We start from the raw sequence: 21971 nt of genomic DNA, 5'->3' as shown, positions 1-21971 counted from the left end.
GGCGGCAGGGGGACCGGCCGGCGCTAGTGGCCGGACTGGTCGTTCGAGCGCGGCGCGTGCTGGTAGAAGCCGCGCATCAGGTCGATCAGCGAATCGCGATCGGCGCCGTTCACGCGGTTGAGCGCGCTGGTCGGGCCGTGGATCAGCTTGTTGGTCAGCGCCTGCGACAACGCTTCGAGTACGGCGGCCGGATCGTCGCCGCGTGCGAGCAGCTTCTGCGCCTTGTCGACTTCGGCGCGGCGCAGTGCGTCGGCCTGCGTATGCATGTGACGAATCACCGGCACGACGCTGCGCGTGTCGAGCCATTGCATGAAATTCTGCACGCGCGTCTCGATGATCGCTTCGGCCTGTGCGACCGCGGCCTGGCGCGACGCGTTGCCTTCGCGCACGATCGCACCGAGATCGTCGACGGTGTACAGGAACACGTCCTTCAGCTTGCCGACTTCGGGCTCGATGTCGCGCGGCACCGCGAGGTCGACCATGAAGATCGGGCGATGGCGGCGTGCCTTCACCGCGCGCTCCACTGCACCGAGGCCGATGATCGGCAGCGTCGACGCCGTGCACGACACGATGATGTCGAATTCGTGCATGCGGGTCGGCAGGTCGGCCAGCGGCATCGCGCGGCCGTTGAAGCGTTCGGCGAGCCGCTGGCCGCGTTCGGCCGTGCGGTTCGCGACGACGAGTTCGCGCGGGCCTTGCGCGGCGAAGTGCGTCGCGCACAGCTCGATCATTTCGCCGGCACCGATGAACAGTACGCGCTGATCCGATACCTTTTCGAAGATCCGCTGCGCGAGGCGCACCGCGGCGGCGGCCATCGACACCGACTGCGTGCCGATTTCGGTCGTGCCGCGCACTTCCTTCGCGACCGCGAACGTCCGCTGGAACAGCTGGTTCAGGTAGGTGCCGAGCGCGCCGGCTTCCGTCGCGGTGCGAACGGCGTCCTTCATCTGGCCCAGAATCTGGGTTTCGCCCAGCACCATCGAATCGAGGCCGGACGCGACGCGGAATGCGTGCCGGACCGCTTCGGACTGCGGCAGCGCGTACACGTGCGGGGCGAGTTCGTCGACCGGAATCCGGTGATACTCCGACAGCCAGCGGACCGCGCCTTCGCGTGCCGCGCGATCGTCGGTCACGCAATACAGTTCGGTGCGGTTGCAGGTGGAAAGAATCGCCGCTTCGGGCGTATTGGGCGCCTGGGGGCCGAGAAACACGTTCTTGAACGTGACGAGAGCCGGCTTGATCTGCTCGAGCGGAAACGCCACGCGTTCGCGCAGGGCGACAGGCGCAGTGTGGTGATTGATTCCGATCGTGAGGAGTTGCATATCGAGGGCTATCGTTTAGCCCCATATTATAGCGTTTCAGCGATTTCCTCACTCGCCGCATACCGGGCATCAGCGTGGCGGGGCCGCGAATTTGGGGGCTCGATCGGCACGCGGTCGAGCTGATAGCCGAAGCCGTAAAGCGGCAGCAGCCGGTAGCCGCGCTCCGGAAGCAGCCGCAATTTGCTGCGCAGCCGGGACGCGTGCGTATCGAGCGTGCGCGACTTCATGTCGCGGCGGCGCCCCCACACCGTTTCGAGGATATGGGCGCGCGACACCGGCCGCGACAGGTTGGTGAACAGCAGTTGGGCGAAACGGAATTCCTTGGGCGTCAGTGAAACGATTGCGTCGCCGAAGCGCACGAGATCGTGCGTGGCGTCGAATGCATATTCCCCATACATTTCGCGCGAGCGGGTGGGTGGCCGGCGTACGCCGGCGCGACGGCTCAGCGCGTTGACGCGCGCAAGCAGCTCGGGGCCGCTCACGGGCCGCACGAGGCAATCGTCGGCGCCCGCGTGCAGGCACGAGACGATTTCGCTTTCGCGCGGCGACTGCATCATGGCGATGGCCGGCAAACCGGGCAGGACCGCCTGCGCGCGCGGAATGACCTCCTGGGCCGGCTGGTCGCCGGCCCAGTGGCCGGTGATCAGCATGTCGCAGGTGTTGTCGGCGGCGAGCCACGCGAAGAATGCGGCGCTGGACGTAAACGCGTGGCACACGTGACCGCCCGCGAAGAGCAGGCGGTTCAGGAGTGCGGTATGACGCGACTCCGGATCGATCAGAGCGATTCGCATGAGGATTTCTTCAGTACGGCAGCAGGTGCGCGCTTGCCATAACGTCGAGTCGGCCCCTACACTCGAACGTTCGCGGCACCCGGCTGGTCCCGGGTTCGATGGATGAATCGATGCTAGCCGCTGGTAACGTTCACGCCTATGGGACGAATCCGAATTTATAGAAGGCGTCGAATGAACTGGTTTGGAATCCTTGTCCTGGGAGCGGCCGTCGGGCTGTTCGGCCGCTGGCTGCATCCGTTGCGGCGCACGAGTCGGCCGGCGTGGTGGATCGCGGTGCTCGCCGGCATCGTGGGTGCGGCTGCCGCCCGCATGGCCGGCAATCTCTCGGGACTGTTTTACGATGGCGAGACGCTCGAATGGCCGGTCTGCACCGGCGTCGCGTTCCTTGCCGTAGCCGTGACGGTCGCGCTGTCGGCCCGTCGCTGAATGCTCTCAGGTGAAATCATGAATGCCCGTCTTCCCGAAGTCTCGCCGGTGCCGGCCCGCCTTGCGCTGTTGCGCGGCGCCATGGCCCGCGAGGACCTGGCCGCCTATCTCGTGCCGTCTGCCGATCCCCATCTGTCCGAGTACCTGCCCGAGCGCTGGCAGGCGCGCCGCTGGCTGTCCGGCTTCACGGGCTCGGTCGGTACGCTGGTCGTGACCGCGGATTTCGCGGGGCTGTGGGTCGACAGCCGCTACTGGGTGCAGGCCGACGCCGAGCTGGCCGGCACGGGCGTGCAGCTGATGAAGATGACGGGCGGGCAGCAGAGCGCGCCGCACGTCGACTGGCTGGCGCAGAACGTGCCGGCCGGCATGACGGTCGGCGTCGACGGTGCGGTGCTTGGCGTCGCGGCCGCGCGCGGGCTGACGGCCGCGCTGAGCGCGCGCGGCATCGCGCTGCGCACCGATCTCGACCTGCTCGACGCGATCTGGCCCGAGCGGCCCGGTCTGCCCGGCGACGCGGTGTTCGAGCACGCGGCGCCGCAGGCCGACACGACGCGCGCGAGCAAGCTGGCCGAAGTGCGCCGCGCGATGCACGCGCAGGGCGCGCAGTGGCATTTCGTGTCGACGCTCGACGATCTCGCCTGGTTGTTCAACCTGCGTGGTGCCGACGTCAACTTCAATCCCGTGTTCGTTGCGCACGCAATGATCGGCGCCGATCGCGCGACGCTGTTCGTCGCCGACGGCAAGGTGTCGCCGGCGCTGGCCGCGTCGCTCGCGCAGGACGGCGTCGACGTCCGTGCATACGACGCCGCGCGCGCGTCGCTCGCGGCGTTGCCCGATGGCGCGACGCTGCTGGTCGACCCGCGCCGCGTGACATTCGGCACGCTCGAAGCAGTGCCGGCCGGCGTGAAGCTCGTCGAGGCCGTGAATCCCTCGACGTTCGCGAAGTCGCGCAAGACGTCCGCCGAGATCGAGCACGTGCGCGTGACGATGGAGCACGACGGCGCCGCGCTCGCGGAATTCTTCGCGTGGTTCGAACAGGCCGTGAACCGCGAGACGATCAGCGAGCTGACGATCGAGGAGAAGCTCACGGCCGCACGCGCACGGCGCCCCGGCTACGTGTCCGCCAGCTTCGCGACGATCGCCGGCTTCAACGCGAACGGCGCGATGCCGCACTACCACGCGACGCCCGAGTCGCACGCGACGATCGCCGGCGACGGTCTGCTGCTGATCGATTCGGGCGGCCAGTACATGACGGGCACGACCGACATCACGCGCGTCGTGCCGGTCGGCACCGTCAGCGACCTTCAGCGGCGTGATTTCACGATCGTGCTGAAATCGATGATGGCGCTGTCGCGCGCACGTTTCCCGCGCGGCATCCGCTCGCCGATGCTCGACGCGATCGCGCGCGCGCCGATGTGGGCGGCCGGGCTCGACTATGGGCACGGCACGGGGCATGGCGTCGGCTACTTCCTGAACGTGCACGAAGGCCCGCAGGTCATCTCGCACTACGCGCCGGCCGAGCCGCACACGGCGATGGAAGAAGGCATGATCACGTCGATCGAGCCGGGCGTGTACCGACCCGGCCAGTGGGGTATCCGGATCGAGAACCTGGTCGTGAACCGCGCGGCCGGGAAGACGGAATTCGGCGATTTCCTCGCGTTCGAGACGCTGACGCTGTGCCCGATCGACACGCGCTGCGTGCTGATCGAGATGCTGCACGACGAAGAGCGCGCGTGGCTGAACACGTATCACGCGACGGTGCGCGAGCGCGTCGGCCGGCACCTGAGCGGCGATGCGAAGGCATGGCTCGACGCGCGCACGCAGCCGATCTGACGCAACACCATGCGATAACGGCCGGACAACGGCCGAACGACAAAACCGAGGGCAAGCAATGGCGGACACTGCAGTGATCGTGATCGACATGCAGCGCGGGCTGGTGGAGCGGGCGCAGCCCGCTTACCGGCTCGACGACGTCGTGTCGGGCATCAACCGGTTGACGGCGGCGGCGCGCGCGGCAAACGCGCCCGTCTGCTTCGTGCAGCAAGACGGCGATGCGGACGACGATGTCGTGCCAGGCACGCCGGGCTGGGAGCTGCATGCGGGGCTGGTCGTCGGCAGCGACGACTGGCGCGTGCGCAAGCAGATGAGCGATTCGTTCCACGACACGCCGCTCGCGGCGCAGCTCGACCGCCATGGCATCCGGTCGGTGCTGATCTGCGGCTACGCGACCGAGTTCTGCGTCGATTCGGCCGCGCGCCGTGCCGCGCTGCTCGGCTACCGGACGACCGTCGTGTCCGACCTGCACACGACGAACGAGCGCGCGCACCTGTCGGCCGCGCAGATCGTCGCGCATCACCACTTCATCTGGGCAAACAATTCGCTGTCGGGCAACGCGGTCACGCCGCGTCCGCTCGCCGACGTGCTGACAACGGAGTTCGCATGACGATCAAGGCCGTGGTGTTCGATTTCGGCGGCGTGCTGATCGACTGGAGCCCCGAGTACCTTTACAGGGAGCTGATTCCCGACGACGCGGAGCGCCGCTGGTTCTTCACGCATGTGTGCGCGATGGACTGGGTGGTTCGCCAGGACGGCGGGCAGACGATCGAGGAAGGCACGGCCGAACTCGTCGCGAAGTTTCCGGAGCACGAGGCGCTGATCCGTGCGTTCTATGCGCGCTGGCACGAGATGATCGGCGGCGTGCTCGATGAAGGCGCCGCGCTCGTCGACCGGCTCGACGCGCAGGGGATGCCGCTGTTCGGGCTGACGAACTGGTCCGCGGAGACGTTTCCGTATGCGTGGGACAACTTCCCGATCCTGCGGCGTTTCAAGGACATCGTCGTGTCGGGCCGTGTGAAGCTCGTGAAACCCGATCCGGCGATCTACCGCGAGATGCACGCACGAATCGAGCCGCACCTGCCGGGCATCACGCCGCACGAACTCGTGTTCATCGACGACAACGCGAAGAACGCCGCGGCCGCGACCGCGCTCGGCTGGCACGGCATTCATCACACGAGCGCGGCGACGACCGAGGCGCGGCTGCGCGAACTGGGCGCGCTCGCGTAAGCGGTGGGCGAAGGCTCGGGCGAATGAAAAAAGCGGGCCATCGGCCCGCTTTTTCTTTGTCCCGCTCCGGAAGCGAGCCCCTTCGGCATCCGGCCCCGCGTTGCCGCAGTGCCGGGTGCCCGGGCCGCGCCGGTCAGCGGCTGATCGGCTTGTAGCGCAGACGCTTCGGCTTCGCGGCTTCCTCGCCGAGGCGCGCACGCTTGTCGGCTTCGTACTCCTGGTAGTTGCCGTCGAAGAACGTGACCTGCGAATCGCCTTCGAACGCGAGGATGTGCGTCGCGATCCGGTCGAGGAACCAGCGATCGTGCGAGATTACCATCACCGAGCCCGCGAATTCGAGCAGCGCATCTTCCAGCGCGCGCAGCGTTTCGACGTCGAGGTCGTTCGACGGTTCGTCGAGCAGCAGCACGTTGCCGCCCGAGATCAGCGTCTTCGCGAGGTGCAGACGGCCGCGCTCACCGCCGGACAGGTTGCCGACGATCTTCTGCTGGTCGCCGCCCTTGAAGTTGAAGCGGCCGATGTACGCACGCGACGGCGTTTCGTACTTGCCGACCGTCAGCACGTCGGCGCCGCCCGAGATTTCCTCGAACACCGTCTTCGAGCCGTCGAGCGCATCGCGGCTCTGGTCGACGTACGCGAGCTTCACCGTCGGCCCCATCACGACTTCGCCCGAATCCGGCTGTTCCTTGCCCGTCAGCATCCGGAACAGCGTCGACTTGCCGGCGCCGTTCGGGCCGATGATGCCGACGATCGCGCCGGCCGGGATCTTCAGGTTCAGGTTGTCGATCAGCAGGCGATCGCCGAACGCCTTGCTGACGTTCTTGAACTCGATCACTTCATTGCCGAGGCGATCGCCGACCGGAATGAAGATTTCCTGCGTCTCGTTGCGCTTCTGGTATTCCTGGCTGCTCAGCTCCTCGAAGCGCGCGATACGCGCCTTCGACTTCGCCTGACGGCCCTTCGGGTTCTGGCGCACCCACTCCAGTTCCTTCTTGATCGCCTTCTGGCGTGCCGATTCCGATGCCTCTTCCTGCTTCAGGCGCTCTTCCTTCTGGTCGAGCCAGCTGCTGTAGTTGCCCTTCCACGGAATGCCGTGGCCGCGGTCGAGTTCGAGAATCCACTCGGCGGCGTTGTCGAGGAAGTAGCGATCGTGCGTGACGGCGACCACGGTGCCCGGGAAGCGCACGAGGAACTGCTCGAGCCAGTCGACCGATTCGGCGTCGAGGTGGTTGGTCGGTTCGTCGAGCAGCAGCATGTCCGGCTTTTCGAGCAGCAGCTTGCACAGCGCGACGCGGCGCTTCTCACCGCCGGACAGGTTCTCGATTTTCGCGTCCCACGCAGGCAGGCGCAGCGCGTCGGCCGCCACTTCGAGCTGTTGCTCGGGGCTGCCGCCGTCGCTCGATGCGAGGATCGCCTCGTACTTCGCCTGCTCGGCCGCGAGTGCGTCGAAGTCGGCGTCCGGTTCCGCGTAGGCCGCGTAGATTTCTTCCAGCTTCTTGTTGGCCTGGAACAGGTCGCCGAGGCCTTCCTCGACGGCTTCGCGCACGGTCTTCGTCGGGTCGAGCTGCGGTTCCTGCGGCAGGTAGCCGATGTTCAGGTTCGGCATCGGCGTGGCTTCGCCTTCGATGTCCTTGTCGATGCCCGCCATGATGCGGATCAGCGTCGACTTGCCCGAGCCGTTCAGGCCGAGCACGCCGATCTTCGCGCCGGGAAAGAACGACAGCGAGATGTCCTTCAGGATCTGGCGCTTGGGCGGCACGATCTTGCCGACCCGGTTCATCGTGAAAACGTATTGGGCCATTTCGGTGTGAAAGTCAGAAGTGGTTGAGACGGCCGCGCAGCGCGCGGGCGTGGCGGCGTCGGGTGATTCGGTACGGAGCGTGCCGCGCGGGGCGCGGCGGCGGCGCCGCGTGTCGGCGGCGCGAACGCGTATTGTACTTCGCCGCCGGCTGCCGCTGGCGCGGCGCAGCCATCCGGATGCGCCGCGTTACAGCCACGCGGCGACGCCGCCGTGCCCCGAGCACGTGCCGCGCCGGTGCCGGCTGAAGCTGTACGAGCCGTCGCGGCAGCGCGCGCTCGCGCCTTCCGGCACGCGGCCCGATTTCGAATGCGCGGGCGCATGCACGGTTTCGCCGTCGGGGTTGCGATACGTGTCGTGACGGTCGAGATCGGCCTCGTTACCGTAGCCGGGCGTGGCGCGGTATGCATGCGCGGCGGGAGGCAGCGCGGCGCATGCGACGAAAAAAGCGACGGACAGGGTCGCGACGCGCGTCGCGCGGCGGAGCAGGGCAGGCATGGTCTCTCTCGGTTTGTTGTTATGGCGGTCGGGCCGGTGGCCCGCGCCGCATGTTAGCGGATTCGTGCCGGATCGTTGCCGGCGCCGGACATCGACGCCGCGCCGTCGGCCCGGGCGGCATCGAGAATCCAGCGACGGAACGCGGCAACCTTCGGCCGTTCGGCGTGATGCGGCGGATAGACGAGGTAGTACGCGAAATCGTCGAGCCACGCGACGTCGGCGAGTTGCACGAGCCGGCCGCTCGCCAGTTCGCCGCGCACCATCGCGGCCGGCAGCAACCCGGCGCCCTGCCCGGCGACGATCGCCTGCAGCAGCAGCCCCGAATCGTCGAACGCGGCGCCGCGCGGCGGGCCGAAATCGTCGATCCGCTGCGCGCCGAACCAGATGTGCCAGCCCTTGCGCTCGGCGTCGTGCAACTGCGGCCAACCGACGAGATCGGCCGGCGTCGCCGGCATGCCGAGCCGCGCGACGAGTTCGGGCGAGGCGAGCGCGACGATCTCCACGGTCAGCAGGCGTTCGCTGCACAGCCCGATATAACGCCCGAGGCCGTGACGGATGGCGACATCGACGCCGTCGCGCGAGAAATCCGCGAGCGCGTGGCTCGTGACGACCTGCAGGTCGACATCCGGGCATGCGTGCCGGAATTGCGCGAGGCGCGGGACGAGCCACGCGGACGCGAAGAACGGCGTGACGCTCACGGTCAGCACGCCGCTGTCGGCTGCGCCCGACACGCGCTGCGACGCATCGGCGATCTGCCGGAACGCGTTGCGCACCGGCGGCAGGTAGTCGCGGCCGGCGGCCGTCAGCAGGATGCCGCGGTTGACGCGCTCGAACAGTTGCACGCCGAGATGCGTCTCGAGCGTGCGGATCATCTGGCTCACCGCGCCGGGCGTGACCGACAGTTCCTCTGCCGCCGATTTCACCGACAGGTGGCGGGCGGCCGCTTCGAAAGCGCGCAGCGCGTTGAGCGGCGGCAGGCGGGAACGTTTCATTCAGTTTTTCTAAAGCGAAAGGCCGACGAAATATCGTTTGAGGCGATGCATGCTCACGAGTACCGTTGTCGCATCGAATCGCATGTTTCGCGGCCGTCTTTCGGCGGCCGATGCGATCAACATAGTTCATCTATATCCATGAGGCAATCCGGACGCCGCCCGGTGGCCGGTGGAACCTGAGAGGAGCATCGTCATGAACCGCCCGGGCGCATCGCGTCTCTTCTACGGCTGGTACGTGGTCGCGGCCGCGTTCGCCGTCACGTTCGTCGGGTTCGGCAGCGCGTATTCGTTCAGCGCGTTCGTCGAGTCGCTGCAGCGGGATTTCGCGGCATCGCGCGGGCAGATCTCGCTCGTGTTCTCGCTCGCCGGTTTCCTGTATTTCGGTTTCGGCATCATCAGCGGGCCGCTGGCCGATCGCTTCGGTTCGCGGCGGCTCGCCATCGTCGGGATGCTGCTGACGGGCGCCGGGCTGGCGGCCGCCGGCGCCGCGCAGTCGCTGCTGCAGGTGTATGTCGCGTATGGGCTCGGGGTCGGTCTCGGCGTCGGTTGCGCGTACGTGCCGGCCGTCGGCGCGGTGCAGCGCTGGTTCGTGCGCCGGCGCGGCTTCGCGTCGGGGCTCGCGGTCGCCGGGATCGGCGTCGGTACGCTCGTGATGCCGCCGCTCGCGTCCGCGTTGATCGCGCATGTCGGCTGGCGTGGCGCATATTTCACGCTGGCCGTGATCGCGGTCGTGCTGGGGGCCGGCATGTCGCTGCTGATCGAGAACGATCCGCGCGGGCGCGGACTGTTGCCGGATGGCGATGCCCCCGACGAAGGCGGCCGGCAGCCCGTTGCGGCCCGGGCCGGCGCGACCGCGCACGCCGGCGCGACGGTGCGCGAAGCCGTCACGTCGCGGCCGTTCGCGAGCCTCTACGCCGCGTGCCTCGTGTGCTCGTTCGGCGTGTTCGTCCCGTTCGTTCACCTCGTGCCGTACGCGCTCGATCATGGCGTCGCGCCGTCGACGGCGGTGTTGCTGCTCGGCGCGATCGGCGTCGGCAGCACGGCGGGCCGCTTTTTTCTCGGCGGCCTGGCCGACCGCTTCGGCCGCCGCGCGTCGCTGCTTGCGATGTTCGCCGGCATGGCCGTTGCGCTCGTTGCGTGGGCGGGCGCCGGCACGGTCGCGACGCTTGCCGCGTTCGCGCTCGTGTTCGGCGTGTTCTACGGCGGCTGGGTCGCCGTGCTGCCGGCGGTCGTGATGGACTACTTCGGCGGGCGCAACGTGAGCGCGATCATCGGCATCCTGTACACGAGCGTCGCATTCGGCACGCTGATCGGGCCGGCCGCCGCCGGGTTCATCTACGACGCGGGCGGCGGTTATCTCGTGCCGATCCTCGCGAGCGCCGCCGCGAATGCGATCGCGTTCGCGATAGTCGCGACGACGGGGCGGGCGCCGGCGCCCGCGCGCGCAGCCGGCGGATAGGCGCGCCCGGCTGGGCGCGCCGCGCAATTTCCGGTAGGGTGGCCGGAGCGTCAACCATCGGCCAACGGTCGGGAGGCAGCGTGACATTCGACGAGGTCCGGCAGATCGCGCTCGCATGGCGGGGTGTCGAGGAGGGCACCTCGTACGGTACGCCCGCACTCAGGGTGAAGGGCAAGATGCTCGCCCGGCTGCGCGAGGATGGCGACACGCTCGTCGTGAAGGGCGTCGGCCCCGATGAGCGCGCATGGCTGATCGAATCGGAGCCTGACGTGTATTACGTGACGGATCACTATGTCGGCTGGCCGGTCGTGCTGGTGCGCCTGTCGGCCGCGCATCCCGACGCCGTGAAAAACCTGCTTCTGCGAGAATGGCACGCGATCGTCCCGGCCAGGTGGCGGGACGAAGCGGCGCGCTGACAGCACGCGAACCGGCGCCGAACCGGATCAAGCGTTGCATCGGTTCGCATCGATGCAACAAGTGGTTCCATCGAAATTCTTCAATTGGTTCTTAGTGAAGAACCGTTTGATGCTTACACTCCATCGCTTCGAAGGCGGCTGACGAAAGCCGATGGAAAGGGCGCACGCGATGCGCCGGCGCCTTGCGAGCCGCATCGCACCCGCAGCTTCGCAGACTGCGTGGGCGCACCGACCCGACAGGCCCCATCCGGCCTCATGCCCGCGTGCGACGCACGCGCGGTCGCAGCCGGATTCAAGAACGACAACTCCCCGCGCCGCCTTCATGCGACCCCCGGTCGTACCGGAACCGTTTTTTGGAGAGAGACAGATGAGTGGAAGCAATACAGGCCTCGGCACGGGCCTGAAGCAGCGTCACGTGACGATGATGTCGATTGCCGGCGTCATCGGCGCGGGCTTGTTCGTCGGCTCCGGCCACGCGATCGCGGAAGCCGGTCCGGCATCGATACTCGCATATGCGATCGCAGGCGTACTGGTCGTGCTGGTGATGCGCATGCTCGGCGAAATGGCCGTCGCGCATCCGGACAGCGGGTCGTTCTCGACCTATGCCGATCGCGCGATCGGCCATTGGGCCGGCTTCTCGATCGGCTGGCTGTACTGGTGGTTCTGGGTGCTCGTGATCCCGATCGAGGCGACGGCCGCCGCAACCATCCTCAATGCCTGGTTCCCTGGCATCGCGACCTGGATCTTCGCGCTCGGCATCACGCTGCTGCTCACCATCACCAACCTCTTCTCCGTCAAGAACTACGGCGAATTCGAGTTCTGGTTCGCGCTGATCAAGGTCGTCGCGATCGTCGTGTTCCTGTGCATCGGCGGCGCGGCGATCGTCGGAATCATCCCGGCGCCGGCCGTCTCGGGCATATCGAACCTGTTCGCGCACCAGGGCTTCATGCCGAACGGTGCCGGCGCGGTGCTGGCGGCAATGCTCACGACGATGTTCTCGTTCCTCGGCACCGAGATCGTGACGATCGCGGCCGCCGAGTCCGACAATCCGCAACGCCAGATCGTGCGTGCGACGAACTCGGTCATCTGGCGTATCACGCTGTTCTATCTCGGCTCGATCCTGATCGTCGCGGCCATCGTGCCGTGGAACGACCCGCTGCTGCCGAAGCACGGCTCGTATCAGCGCGCGATGGAACTGATCGGCATCCCGAACGCGAAGGCGATCATCGACGTGATCGTGCTCGTGTCGGTCGCGAGCTGCCTGAATTCGGCGCTGTACACGGCGTCGCGGATGCTGTTCTCGCTGTCGAAGCGCAAGGACGCGCCGGCTTTCCTGCATCGCACCGATTCGACCGGCACGCCGCGGGCGGCCGTGCTCGCGTCGACCGCATTCGGCTTCGTGACCGTGATCGCGAACTACCTGATGCCGGAACAGGTGTTCGGCTTCCTGCTCGCGACGTCGGGCGCGATCGCGCTGCTCGTGTATCTGGTGATCGCGATCTCGCAACTGCGGATGCGCAGGACGCTCGAATCGACCGGCGCCGACCTGACGCTGCGGATGTGGCTGTTCCCGTGGCTCACGTGGGCGGTGATCCTGTTCATCTGCGGCACGCTGACCGTGATGTTCATCAGCGAGGACCACCGGATGGAAGTCGGTGCGACGGCCGTGCTGGCGTTGATCGTGCTGTTGGCGTCGTGGCTGAACAAGCGCGGTCGCGATGCACGGGCGAGCGCGGGGCGGCGGGTGTCGGCGACGTGATGCAATGATGGCGTGGTGGCGGGCCCTGAGCGCTTGCCGCTGGCGGGCAGCGAGATTCCCGTTACGAAAAATGGCCTGACCGGCAAATGCCGGTCGGGCCATTTGCTTTTCGGGACAAGCAGATGCTGCTTTCCGGTGTCGACGGGAATTGTTCGGCAATAGCGTGCGGCATTGAAATTTGTGGTCAGAAATCGAACTTGTCTGATTTCGCCGGCGGGAACAACCTAATACATTGATCACATCGATAACCGGGGTGAATCGATGGATGAGTCGATTTGGAGTCCTTTGTTATGCGGCCGTGTTAAGAAATCGGGCCGTAGGTTCGCTCCCGAATACGGGATGCATCGTTGCGTGTTCATTGTATCGAGGCCCGAGCGATGAGCCAGCCGCCGATATCCCGTGTATGCGTTGCATTTCGCGCCCGCGACGGGTTCCCGTTGAAGGGCACATATTTTCCAGCATCCTCAGCCACTTGCTTTCCCGTCCTCATTTGCCCCGCGACAGGCGTTCGCCAATCCTTTTATTTTTCATTCGCGGATTGGTTGCGTGCCACCGGGTATCCAGTATTCGTGTTCGATTACCGGGGGATGGGGGCGTCGCTCGGTGTGCGTCATGTTCGTCAGTCGCGTGCACGTAAACAAGACTGGGGGCAGCTTGACATGCCCGCCGCGCTTGACTGGCTTCTTCGAGAAACCGGCGCGAGCGAAGCGCATCTGATCGGTCACAGTGCAGGCGGGCAACTGGTCGGGCTGATGCCGAATCACGCATCGATCCGTTCGCTATGTGCGATTTCCGCGTCATCCGGATACGTCGGCAACATCCGGTGGCCGAAGCGAATTGCCGCATTGTTGCTGGCGAATCTTTACGTCCCAGTTACCGCACGCCTGCTCGGCTATGTGCCTGCCAAGGTGCTCGGTTGGGGTGACGATTTGCCTGCACGCGTCGGGCTTCAGTGGGCTCGATGGTGCCGCCACCCCGGATATATGGCGAACGAGTTCGGGGTGGGCGTTGCACACCACCACTACGACGAATTCTCCGCTCCCGTCACGGTAGTCGCTGCGACCGATGACCCGCTCGCAACGCCGGCCAATATCGACGATTGGTTGAGATGGTTGCCGCGAGCCAGAAGCAACGTTCATTTCATCAACCCGGAAAACTGCGACGGCCGGGCAATCGGTCACGTCGGCATGTTCCGCCACCAGCATTCGTCGCTGTGGCCGGAACTCACCAGAGGATTGCAGCGTTGACGCTCAGGCGTGCTTGCATCCTCTTACCAGGAGACCAGGATGGACGATTCAAAAGGTATGAAGGCGCGCTTCAAAGCAGTCAGAAACGAAGCGAAGGAGACACGCGCATCGCTTTACCATCTCACGAATCAATGCAACTTGCGATGCAAGGGGTGCTGGTTCTTCGAAAACGAATTCGACGTCGCATCGGATGAGTTAAACGATACATCGCGTCTTGAGTCGCGGGTGAAGGATGAGGCTGAGCGCGGGATCAACGCGCCATTGCTGATTGGTGGCGAGCCTGCGTTGCATCTCGACCGGATAAGCCTATTCCGGAAGCACATGCCGAAGGTGTCCGTGTCGACAAACGGCCTTCGACGAATCCCTTTCGAGGGTTTCGAAGATATCACCATCGCGGTCTCTGTATTCGGTGGCGGGCCGCTCGATGACGAACTGCGAGCGATTGGTCCGAATGGGAAGCGTTTCACCGGCTTGTTTGACAAGGCGCTGCGGAATTATCGCGATGACGAGCGGGCAGGTTTTGTCTACGCCGTATCGATCGACGGAATTGCTTATATCGAAGAAACGGTGCGCAAGATCCGAGATAACGGAAATCGCCTGCTGTTCAATTACTACAGTCCATATGATGTTGCCGGGCCGCTTCGCCGACATGGAGAGGAGCGGCTCCTGGATGTGCTGCTTGAATTGAAGGCGAAATATCCGGAAACAGTGGCGAGCCATCCCTACTATCTGACCGCGCTCGTGCGTGGGGAGACCGTGTGGGGAACATTCGACCATACCAGTTGCCCGAGCGTCAGCGAAGCTCATCCGCAGAATGCCGCACGTTTCACGTCGGGGTGGCCCGCGTTGCCGAAATTCAACGCGTATCGTGCAGACATGCATACGCTGGCGCGCTGCTGCACATCGGGAGAATGCGCGAAGTGTCGAGACAGCCAGGCCGTGATGTCGTGGTTGCTGGTCAATGCCAAGCACGTTCTGCAGGAGGACGACGGGGCTAAAACGTGGACGGAAGTGGCGGAGAGCTATTTCAGTCAGTTCGTCTGGTCGAGATACCATCCGCGCAATCGTCGCGAGCATGTGTCGAGTCGTACGATGCAATGACGCGACGGGCGGTTCTTCCAGAAAAGAAAAAGCCCGCTGCAGCGGGCTTTTTCTTGAGAGCTCGATGTAACGTTCAGACGTTGAACAGGAAGTTCATCACATCCCCGTCGTGCACCACATACTCCTTCCCTTCCGCACGCATCTTGCCGGCTTCCTTCGCACCCTGTTCGCCCTTGTACGAGACGAAGTCGTCGAACGCGATCGTCTGCGCGCGGATGAAGCCGCGCTCGAAGTCGGTGTGGATCACGCCGGCCGCTTGCGGAGCCGTATCGCCGATGTGGATCGTCCATGCGCGCACTTCCTTCACGCCCGCGGTGAAGTAGGTCTGCAGGCCGAGCAGCTTGAAGCCCGCGCGGATCACGCGGTCGAGGCCCGGTTCTTCCATGCCCATGTCGGCGAGGAACGCTTCCTTGTCCGCATCGTCGAGATCGGCGATTTCCGCCTCGATCGCCGCGCACACGGCGACCACCGGCGCGTTCTCGCTTTCCGCGTACTTGCGCACGGCATCGAGGTGCGGGTTGTTCTCGAAACCGTCGTCCTTCACGTTGGCGACGTACATCGCCGGCTTCGCGGTGATCAGGCAGAACGGCTTGATCAGCGCTTCTTCGTCGTCCGACAGCGCGAGGCCGCGCACGGCCTTGCCCTGGTCGAGCTGCGCGTGCACTTTCTCGAGCACCGCGACGAGCTTTGCCGCTTCCTTGTCGTTGCCCGACTTCGCAGCCTTCGAGTAGCGCGTGAGCGCCTTCTCGACGGTGCCGAGGTCGGCCAGCGCGAGTTCGGTGTTGATCACTTCGATGTCGTCGATCGGGCTGACTTTGCCGGCGACGTGAATGACGTTCTCGTCCTCGAAGCAACGCACGACGTGCGTGATCGCATCGGTTTCGCGGATGTTCGCGAGGAACTGGTTGCCGAGGCCTTCACCCTTGCTCGCGCCCGCGACGAGGCCCGCGATGTCGACGAATTCGACGACGGCCGGCACGACACGCTCCGGCTTGACGATCTCGGAGAGCGCCTTCAGGCGCATATCGGGCACTTCGACGATGCCGACGTTCGGCTCGATCGTGCAGAACGGGTAGTTCTCGGCGGCGATGCCCGCCTTGGTCAGCGCATTGAACAGGGTGGACTTGCCGACGTTGGGCAAGCCGACGATGCCGCATTTGAGACTCATGGAATCCTTCGGACGCGTAAGGCGGCGCGGCCGGACAGGGCACGGCGGCGCGGGAAAAAAGGGCGGCCGGCGCGTGGAGCGCGGCGGGCCGACGGTCAAAGACGCTATTGTACCGTGCCGACGCCCCGGATTCCGGGGTTGCGCCGAATGGCCGATGCGGCGGGCCGCCGCGCCTCGTCGGCCGCCTGCGATTCTGCTGATTTCCCGCAAAGTCCGGCCGCGTAAGGGTTTGGCCCCGCGGCTATAATGCCCGCCATGACTGCCCACCACACCTTCGACGTCGCCGTGGTCGGCGGCGGGCTCGTCGGCAAGACGGCCGCGCTCGCGCTGACCCAGTCCGGCTACAAGACAGCCTTGCTGGCCCAGCCGGCCACGCCGCGCCCCGCCGATCTCGCGTTCGACACGCGCGTCTACGCGCTGTCCTCCAGTTCGCAAGCGCTGCTCGAGCGGCTGCGGGTCTGGCAGGCACTCGACCACAGCCGGCTCGCGCCCGCCTACGACATGCGCGTGTACGGCGATGCGCATGCGGAACTGCATTTCTCCGCATACCAGGCCTCCGTGCCGCAGCTCGCGTGGATCGCCGAATCGTCGCTGGTCGAGACGTCGCTCGACGCCGCGCTGCGGTTCCAGCCGAACCTCACGTGGTTCGATGCGCGCGCGCAGGGCTTCGACGTGCGCGCCGACGCGGCCGTGCTCACGCTGTCATCGGGGCAGGTGCTCGAAGCCGACCTGATCGTCGGCGCCGACGGCGCGCATTCGTGGGTGCGTTCCCAAATGGGGGCCAAGGTCGAGCGGCGCGATTACCGGCAGACGGGTGTCGTCGCGAACTTCAAGGCATCGCTGCCGCACCGCGAGACGGCCTACCAGTGGTTCCACGAAGGCGAGATCGTCGCGCTGCTGCCGCTGCCGGACGGCCACGTGTCGCTCGTGTGGTCCGCGCACACCGCGCATGCAGATGAATTGCTCGCACTCGATCCGGCGCAGTTCGCGGCCGAGGTCGAGCGCGTGTCGCACGGCCAGGTCGGCACGCTCGAATGCGTGACGCCGGCCGCCGGTTTTCCGCTGGCGCTGCAGACGGTCGACAAGCTGATCGCGCCGCGCGTCGCGCTGGTCGGCGATGCCGCGCACCTGATCCACCCGCTCGCGGGGCAGGGGATGAACCTCGGGCTGCGCGACGTCGCGGCGCTCGCCGATGCGATCGCGGGCAAGGAAAGCTTCCGCAACCTCGGCGATACGGTGCTGCTGCGCCGCTACGAGCGTTCGCGCCGCGAGGACATCCGCGCGCTGATGGTCGCGACCGACGGCCTGCAGCGTCTGTTCGCGGTGCCGGGCTCGCTCGCGAAGGCGGTACGCAATGCGGGCATGGCGTTCGTCGGTGCGCAGCCGCTCGTGAAGCGCTGGCTCGTGTCGGCCGCGCTCGGCTGAGCGAACCTTCGGCTGTTTCGCCGGTCGGACTCCGTTCCGTTACGGCGTACACTGTGCCGTGCACACCGATTGAGCTGAAGGAAGATTTCGATGAAAAAAACGATCCGCATCGCGTCGCTGGCGCTGGCCGTCACGATGGCGACGCTCGGCTGCACCGCGCAGGCCGACCAGACCACCGACAAGTTGAAGGCGACGCTGCAAGCGCGTCTCGGCAACGACGCACCGATCAAGAGCGTGTCGAAATCGCCGGTCGCCGGCCTCTACGAAGTGAACCTCGGCACGCAGATCATCTATAGCGACGCGGCGGGCGACTACGTGCTGCTCGGCGATCTCGTCGACACCAAGACGCACAAGAACCTGACCGACGCCCGCCTGTCCGAAATCAACAAGATCGATTTCGCGAGCCTGCCGTTCGCGAATGCGATCAAGGTCGTCAAGGGCAACGGCGCCCGCAAGATCGCGGTGTTCTCCGATCCGAACTGCCCGTATTGCAAGAAGCTCGAGACGACGCTGCAGTCGGTCGACAACGTCACCGTCTACACGTTCCTGTACCCGGTGCTGTCGCCGGATTCGACCGTGAAGTCGAAGGCGATCTGGTGCGCGACCGACCGTGCGAAGACGTGGGAAGGCTGGATGCTCGACCACCGCGCGCCGTCCGGCGCCGGCACTTGCGATACCAGCGCGCTCGACAAGAACCTCGCGCTCGGCCGCGGGATGAACGTCACGGGCACGCCGACGATCTTCCTGCCGGACGGCCGCCGTCTGCCGGGCGCAGTCTCGGCAGACCAGCTCAATCAGGCGCTCGCCTCGAGCAAGTAACCGACCACACGCCGGGCACATGGCCCGGCCGGCGAGGGGCGCCCGCATGATCTGCCGGCGCCTCTCTTCGTTTTCGCCGCCGTATTCGACCGACCGATTGCCACGATGACCCAGCCGATCCGCTATTCGATTGTCCCGAAAGATCTTGCCGCGCACCTGTTCGAAGTATCGGTGACGGTCGCTGATCCCGATCCCGAGGGCCAGCGCTTCTCGCTGCCGGTGTGGATTCCGGGCAGCTACCTTGTGCGCGAGTTCGCGCGCAACATCGTGACGCTCGGTGCGTTCAACAACGCGGGCCGCAAGGTGCGCATCGCGAAGACCGACAAGCACACGTGGCAAGCCGCGCCCGTGACCGGCGCGCTGACGCTGCGCTACGACGTGTATGCGTGGGATCTGTCGGTGCGTTCCGCGTATCTCGACGATTCGGGCGGCTTCTTCAACGCGACGGCCGTGTTCCTGAGCGTCGCCGGCCGCGAGAATGTACCGTGCGAAGTCGACATCGCGAAACCGGCCGGTGCGGCGTTCCGCACATGGCGCGTCGGCACCGCGCTGCCCGAAGCGCGCGGTACGAAGCGCTACGGTTTCGGTGCGTATCGCGCAGCGAACTATGACGAGCTGGCCGACCATCCGGTGACGATCGGCGAATTCGCGCTCGCGACGTTCGACGCACATGGCGTGCCGCACGACATCGTGATCGCCGGGCGCGTGACGCAACTCGACATGGAGCGGCTCCGTACCGACCTGAAGCGCGTATGCGAAGCGCAGATCGCGCTGTTCGAGCCGAAGTCGAAGAAGGCGCCGATGGATCGCTACGTGTTCATGACGCTCGTGGTCAGCGACGGTTACGGCGGCCTCGAGCATCGTGCGTCGACCGCGCTGATCTGCAACCGTACCGACCTGCCGGTGAAGGGGCGCCCGGAAACGACGGAAGGCTATCGCACGTATCTCGGCCTCTGCAGCCACGAGTATTTCCACACGTGGAACGTGAAGCGCATCAAGCCGGCGGCGTTCGTGCCGTACGACCTGACGCGCGAGAACTACACGTCGCTGCTGTGGCTGTTCGAGGGTTTCACGTCGTATTACGACGACCTGATGCTGGTGCGCAGCGGGTTGATGTCGCAGGACGAATATTTCGCGGCGCTGGGCCGCACGGTCGGCGGCGTGCTGCGCGGCACGGGCCGGCTCAAGCAGAGCGTCGCGGATAGCTCGTTCGACGCGTGGATCAAGTACTACCGCCAGGACGAGAACGCGGCGAACGCGATCGTCAGCTATTACACGAAGGGGTCGCTCGTCGCGCTCGCCTTCGATCTCGCGATCCGCGCGCAGACGCGCAACCGGAAGTCGCTCGACGACGTGATGCGCCTGCTGTGGCAACGCTACGGTCGCGATTTCTACCGCGGCAAGCAGGCAGGCGTCGAGGAAAACGAAGTCGAGACGCTGATCGAGGAAGCGACGGGCGTCGCGCTTGGCCGCCTGTTCGCCGATGCGGTGCACGGCACGCGCGACCTGCCGCTCGCCGAGCTGCTCGCACCGTTCGGCGTGACGCTCGCGCCCGATGTCGCGAACGGCGTGGCCGCGAAGCCGACGATCGGCGCGCGTCTGCGCGGCGGCGCGGATTGCACCTTCGCGGCGGTCTACGAAGGTGGCGCCGCGCATCGCGCGGGGTTGTCGGCCGGCGACACGCTGATCGCGGTCGACGGGCTGCGCGTGACGGGCTCGAACCTCGATGCGCTGCTCGCGCGCTACCGGCCGGGCGACAAGGTCGAGGTTCACGCGTTCCGCCGCGACGAGCTGCGCACCGCGAAACTGAAGCTCGACGGCCCGGAAGTCACGCGCTACCGGCTGACGGCGGCTGCGAAGCCGGCCGCGGTCTCGAAGGCCCGGGAAGCCTGGCTGAAGGGTTGAACGTACTGAAGCGGGTATCGGGGCGCGATCAAGGATTGTTCTGCTGCTGCAACAATCCGTCGCCCTGAACCCGCTTTTTCGCGATCATGCGGCCACGCACAATGGGGTCACTCGCGCTACCGAAGCGCAACCCTACTGGAGCCTGACATGACGACCATTCTGCAAATCAATTCCGCTGCACGTTCGCAAGGTGCGCAATCCACGCTGCTGGCTAACGAACTGACGGCAAAGCTGCAACAATCGAACCCCGGCGCGAAGGTCGTGGTTCGCGACCTGCTGGCCGATGCGCTGCCGCACCTCGACGAATCGGTGCTCGGCGCGTTCTTCACGCCGGCCGACAACCGCACCGCGGAGCAGAATGCGATCGCCGCGAAGAGCGATGCACTGATCGCCGAACTGCAAGCCGCCGACGTCATCGTGATCGGCGCACCGATGTACAACTTCGGCATCTCGTCGCAACTGAAGACGTACTTCGACTGGATCGCCCGCGCAGGCGTCACGTTCCGCTACACCGAGAACGGTCCGGAAGGCCTGATCAAGGGCAAGAAGGTCCACGTCGTGACGGCTCGCGGCGGCAAGTACGCCGGTACGCCGAACGACAGCCAGACGCCGTACCTGCGCACGTTCCTCGGCTTCGTCGGCATGACCGACGTGAGCTTCATCTTCGCGGAAGGCCTGAACCTCGGCCCGGATGCGCAAAGCGCCGCGCTGGCCAGCGCACGCGAAGCGATCGCCGCAGCGTAAGGAAGGTCGACACGGGTGCGGCGCACCTGTTGTATCGCCCAAAAAAAACGCCGCGTCCCCGAAAGGGGCGCGGCGTTTTTTTGCATGCCTGCTGGCCGCCGGCTCGAAGGAACCGGCGCGGCGCGTTACGCGAGCGTCTCGGCCACTTCCGGCAGGCGCCAGTCGATCGGTTCGCGGCCCGCGTCGACCAGATAGTCGTTCGCGAGCGCGAAATGGCGGCAGCCGAGGAAGCCGCGGTGCGCGGACAACGGCGACGGATGCGGCGCCTCGAGCACGCAATGCGCGCTCGCGTCGAACAGCGCGCGCTTCGCCTGCGCGTGCGCGCCCCACAGCATGAAGACGAGCCCGCGATGACGGCCGGCGAGTTCGCGGATCAGCGTGTCCGTGCATTGCTCCCAGCCGCGCTTCGCGTGGCTCGCGGCCGCGCCGCGCTCGACCGTCAGCACGGTGTTGAGCAGCAGCACGCCCTGGCGCGCCCACGTGTCGAGACAGCCGTGACGCGGCGTGTCGTGACCGAAGTTCGCGGCGATTTCCTTGAAGATGTTGCGCAGCGACGGCGGCGTGCGGACGGCCGGCGGCACCGAGAACGCGAGGCCGTGCGCCTGCGGCGTGCCGCGATCGTCGCCGTGGTACGGATCCTGGCCGAGGATCACGATCTTCACGTCGTCCGGGCTCGTCAGGCGCAGCGCGCGGAACACGTCGGTCGGGTAGACCGTCTTGCCGGTTGCGCGCTCGTCGTCGACGAAGCGGCACAGCGGCGCGTACGCGTCGCTGTCGGTGAACGGCTTCAGCACGTCGCGCCAGACAGTCGGCAGCGCGTCGAATTGCGCGGCGAGGTGCGGAACGTCAGCGGTTGCGGGCTGCGGTGTCGCGGCGGCCGGAGCCGGTGCGGCGGTTTTCTTCGCGGGTTTGCGCCCGGCCGCGGGCGGCTCGGAAGCCGCGGTCGGAATATCGGCCGGTGCCGTTTCCGGCACGGGATCGTCGAACAGCGACGCCTGTTGCGGCGCGCGGGAAGTCTTGCGGGTTGCCATGCGTGAT

Annotated in this window: 20 protein-coding genes; 13 read left to right on the top strand and 7 right to left on the bottom strand. The window is 66.3% G+C overall.

Features of this window, described 5'->3' with window-relative positions:
* Positions 1-23: 23 nt before the first annotated feature.
* On the bottom strand, positions 24-1322 hold the full coding sequence (hemA, locus tag HWX87_RS33465; protein ID WP_176051167.1) for a glutamyl-tRNA reductase: 1299 nt from the start codon (positions 1320-1322) through the stop codon (positions 24-26).
* A 26-nt stretch (positions 1323-1348) separates the two neighbouring features.
* Positions 1349-2113 (bottom strand): response regulator transcription factor, encoded by a 765-nt coding sequence (locus tag HWX87_RS33460; protein ID WP_176051166.1) that lies wholly within the window; start codon positions 2111-2113, stop codon positions 1349-1351.
* A 171-nt stretch (positions 2114-2284) separates the two neighbouring features.
* Here HWX87_RS33460 and HWX87_RS33455 point away from each other — a divergent pair, with 171 nt between their 5' ends.
* The 4 genes from HWX87_RS33455 to HWX87_RS33440 are packed head-to-tail and all read left to right on the top strand — an operon-like array spanning position 2285 to position 5602.
* Entirely contained in the window at positions 2285-2539 is a 255-nt protein-coding gene (locus HWX87_RS33455; protein ID WP_176051165.1) for a hypothetical protein, read from the top strand.
* Between the two features lie 18 nt (positions 2540-2557).
* Positions 2558-4372, top strand: a complete 1815-nt coding sequence (locus HWX87_RS33450; RefSeq protein ID WP_176051164.1) for an aminopeptidase P family protein — start codon at positions 2558-2560, stop codon at positions 4370-4372.
* Between the two features lie 58 nt (positions 4373-4430).
* Positions 4431-4982, top strand: coding sequence for a cysteine hydrolase family protein (locus HWX87_RS33445; RefSeq protein WP_176051163.1), 552 nt, complete (start codon positions 4431-4433; stop codon positions 4980-4982).
* The gene (locus tag HWX87_RS33440; protein WP_176051162.1) at positions 4979-5602 is read left to right on the top strand and encodes an HAD-IA family hydrolase; all 624 of its coding nucleotides are present in this window, start codon (positions 4979-4981) and stop codon (positions 5600-5602) included. The genes HWX87_RS33445 and HWX87_RS33440 overlap by 4 nt, the downstream gene beginning before the upstream one ends.
* Before the next feature lie 133 nt (positions 5603-5735).
* Here the strand turns inward: HWX87_RS33440 and ettA are convergent, their stop codons facing one another.
* The 3 genes from ettA to gcvA form a co-directional block, all read right to left on the bottom strand.
* Positions 5736-7403 carry an energy-dependent translational throttle protein EttA gene (ettA, locus tag HWX87_RS33435; protein ID WP_176051161.1) on the bottom strand — a complete coding sequence of 556 codons (1668 nt, stop codon included), beginning with the start codon at positions 7401-7403 and terminating at the stop codon, positions 5736-5738.
* Between the two features lie 186 nt (positions 7404-7589).
* A complete protein-coding gene (locus HWX87_RS33430; protein ID WP_176051160.1) occupies positions 7590-7898 on the bottom strand; it encodes a DUF3761 domain-containing protein in 309 nt (102 codons plus the stop codon).
* 53 nt (positions 7899-7951) lie between these two features.
* On the bottom strand, positions 7952-8890 hold the full coding sequence (gene gcvA, locus HWX87_RS33425) for a transcriptional regulator GcvA (protein WP_176051159.1): 939 nt from the start codon (positions 8888-8890) through the stop codon (positions 7952-7954).
* A 193-nt stretch (positions 8891-9083) separates the two neighbouring features.
* Between gcvA and HWX87_RS33420 the strand changes: the two genes are divergently transcribed.
* From HWX87_RS33420 to HWX87_RS33400, 5 genes are all read left to right on the top strand, one after another.
* A complete protein-coding gene (locus HWX87_RS33420) occupies positions 9084-10349 on the top strand; it encodes an MFS transporter (protein WP_176051158.1) in 1266 nt (421 codons plus the stop codon).
* Between the two features lie 80 nt (positions 10350-10429).
* On the top strand, positions 10430-10765 hold the full coding sequence (locus tag HWX87_RS33415; protein WP_176051157.1) for an MmcQ/YjbR family DNA-binding protein: 336 nt from the start codon (positions 10430-10432) through the stop codon (positions 10763-10765).
* Positions 10766-11132: 367 nt separating this feature from the next.
* Entirely contained in the window at positions 11133-12524 is a 1392-nt protein-coding gene (gene gabP / locus HWX87_RS33410) for a GABA permease (RefSeq protein ID WP_176051156.1), read from the top strand.
* A 437-nt stretch (positions 12525-12961) separates the two neighbouring features.
* Positions 12962-13771 carry an alpha/beta fold hydrolase gene (locus HWX87_RS33405; protein WP_244137805.1) on the top strand — a complete coding sequence of 270 codons (810 nt, stop codon included), beginning with the start codon at positions 12962-12964 and terminating at the stop codon, positions 13769-13771.
* A 39-nt stretch (positions 13772-13810) separates the two neighbouring features.
* Positions 13811-14872 (top strand): radical SAM protein, encoded by a 1062-nt coding sequence (locus HWX87_RS33400; protein WP_176051154.1) that lies wholly within the window; start codon positions 13811-13813, stop codon positions 14870-14872.
* Positions 14873-14945: 73 nt separating this feature from the next.
* On the opposite strand, the gene ychF is transcribed toward HWX87_RS33400, so the two are convergent.
* Entirely contained in the window at positions 14946-16040 is a 1095-nt protein-coding gene (gene ychF, locus HWX87_RS33395) for a redox-regulated ATPase YchF (protein ID WP_176051153.1), read from the bottom strand.
* A gap of 246 nt (positions 16041-16286) precedes the next feature.
* Between ychF and HWX87_RS33390 the strand changes: the two genes are divergently transcribed.
* The 4 genes from HWX87_RS33390 to HWX87_RS33375 all read left to right on the top strand — a co-directional run bounded on the left by HWX87_RS33390 (position 16287) and on the right by HWX87_RS33375 (position 20933).
* Complete coding sequence (locus HWX87_RS33390) at positions 16287-17465, top strand: UbiH/UbiF family hydroxylase (RefSeq protein ID WP_176051152.1); 1179 nt, start codon at positions 16287-16289, stop codon at positions 17463-17465.
* Between the two features lie 90 nt (positions 17466-17555).
* Positions 17556-18284 (top strand): DsbC family protein, encoded by a 729-nt coding sequence (locus tag HWX87_RS33385; protein ID WP_176051151.1) that lies wholly within the window; start codon positions 17556-17558, stop codon positions 18282-18284.
* Between the two features lie 105 nt (positions 18285-18389).
* Positions 18390-20189 (top strand): PDZ domain-containing protein, encoded by a 1800-nt coding sequence (locus HWX87_RS33380; protein WP_176051150.1) that lies wholly within the window; start codon positions 18390-18392, stop codon positions 20187-20189.
* A 147-nt stretch (positions 20190-20336) separates the two neighbouring features.
* Positions 20337-20933: an NAD(P)H-dependent oxidoreductase gene (locus HWX87_RS33375; RefSeq protein WP_176051149.1), complete on the top strand. Its 597-nt coding sequence runs from the start codon at positions 20337-20339 to the stop codon at positions 20931-20933.
* Between the two features lie 125 nt (positions 20934-21058).
* On the opposite strand, the gene HWX87_RS33370 is transcribed toward HWX87_RS33375, so the two are convergent.
* Entirely contained in the window at positions 21059-21964 is a 906-nt protein-coding gene (locus HWX87_RS33370) for a uracil-DNA glycosylase (RefSeq protein ID WP_176051148.1), read from the bottom strand.
* Positions 21965-21971: the final 7 nt, after the last annotated feature.

This window comes from Burkholderia sp. BCC1644 (genome assembly GCF_902833225.1).
Taxonomy (GTDB): Bacteria; Pseudomonadota; Gammaproteobacteria; order Burkholderiales; family Burkholderiaceae; genus Burkholderia.
The sequence above is the reverse complement of the archived record's forward strand: the minus strand, read 5'-3'. Positions and strand labels throughout refer to the sequence as shown.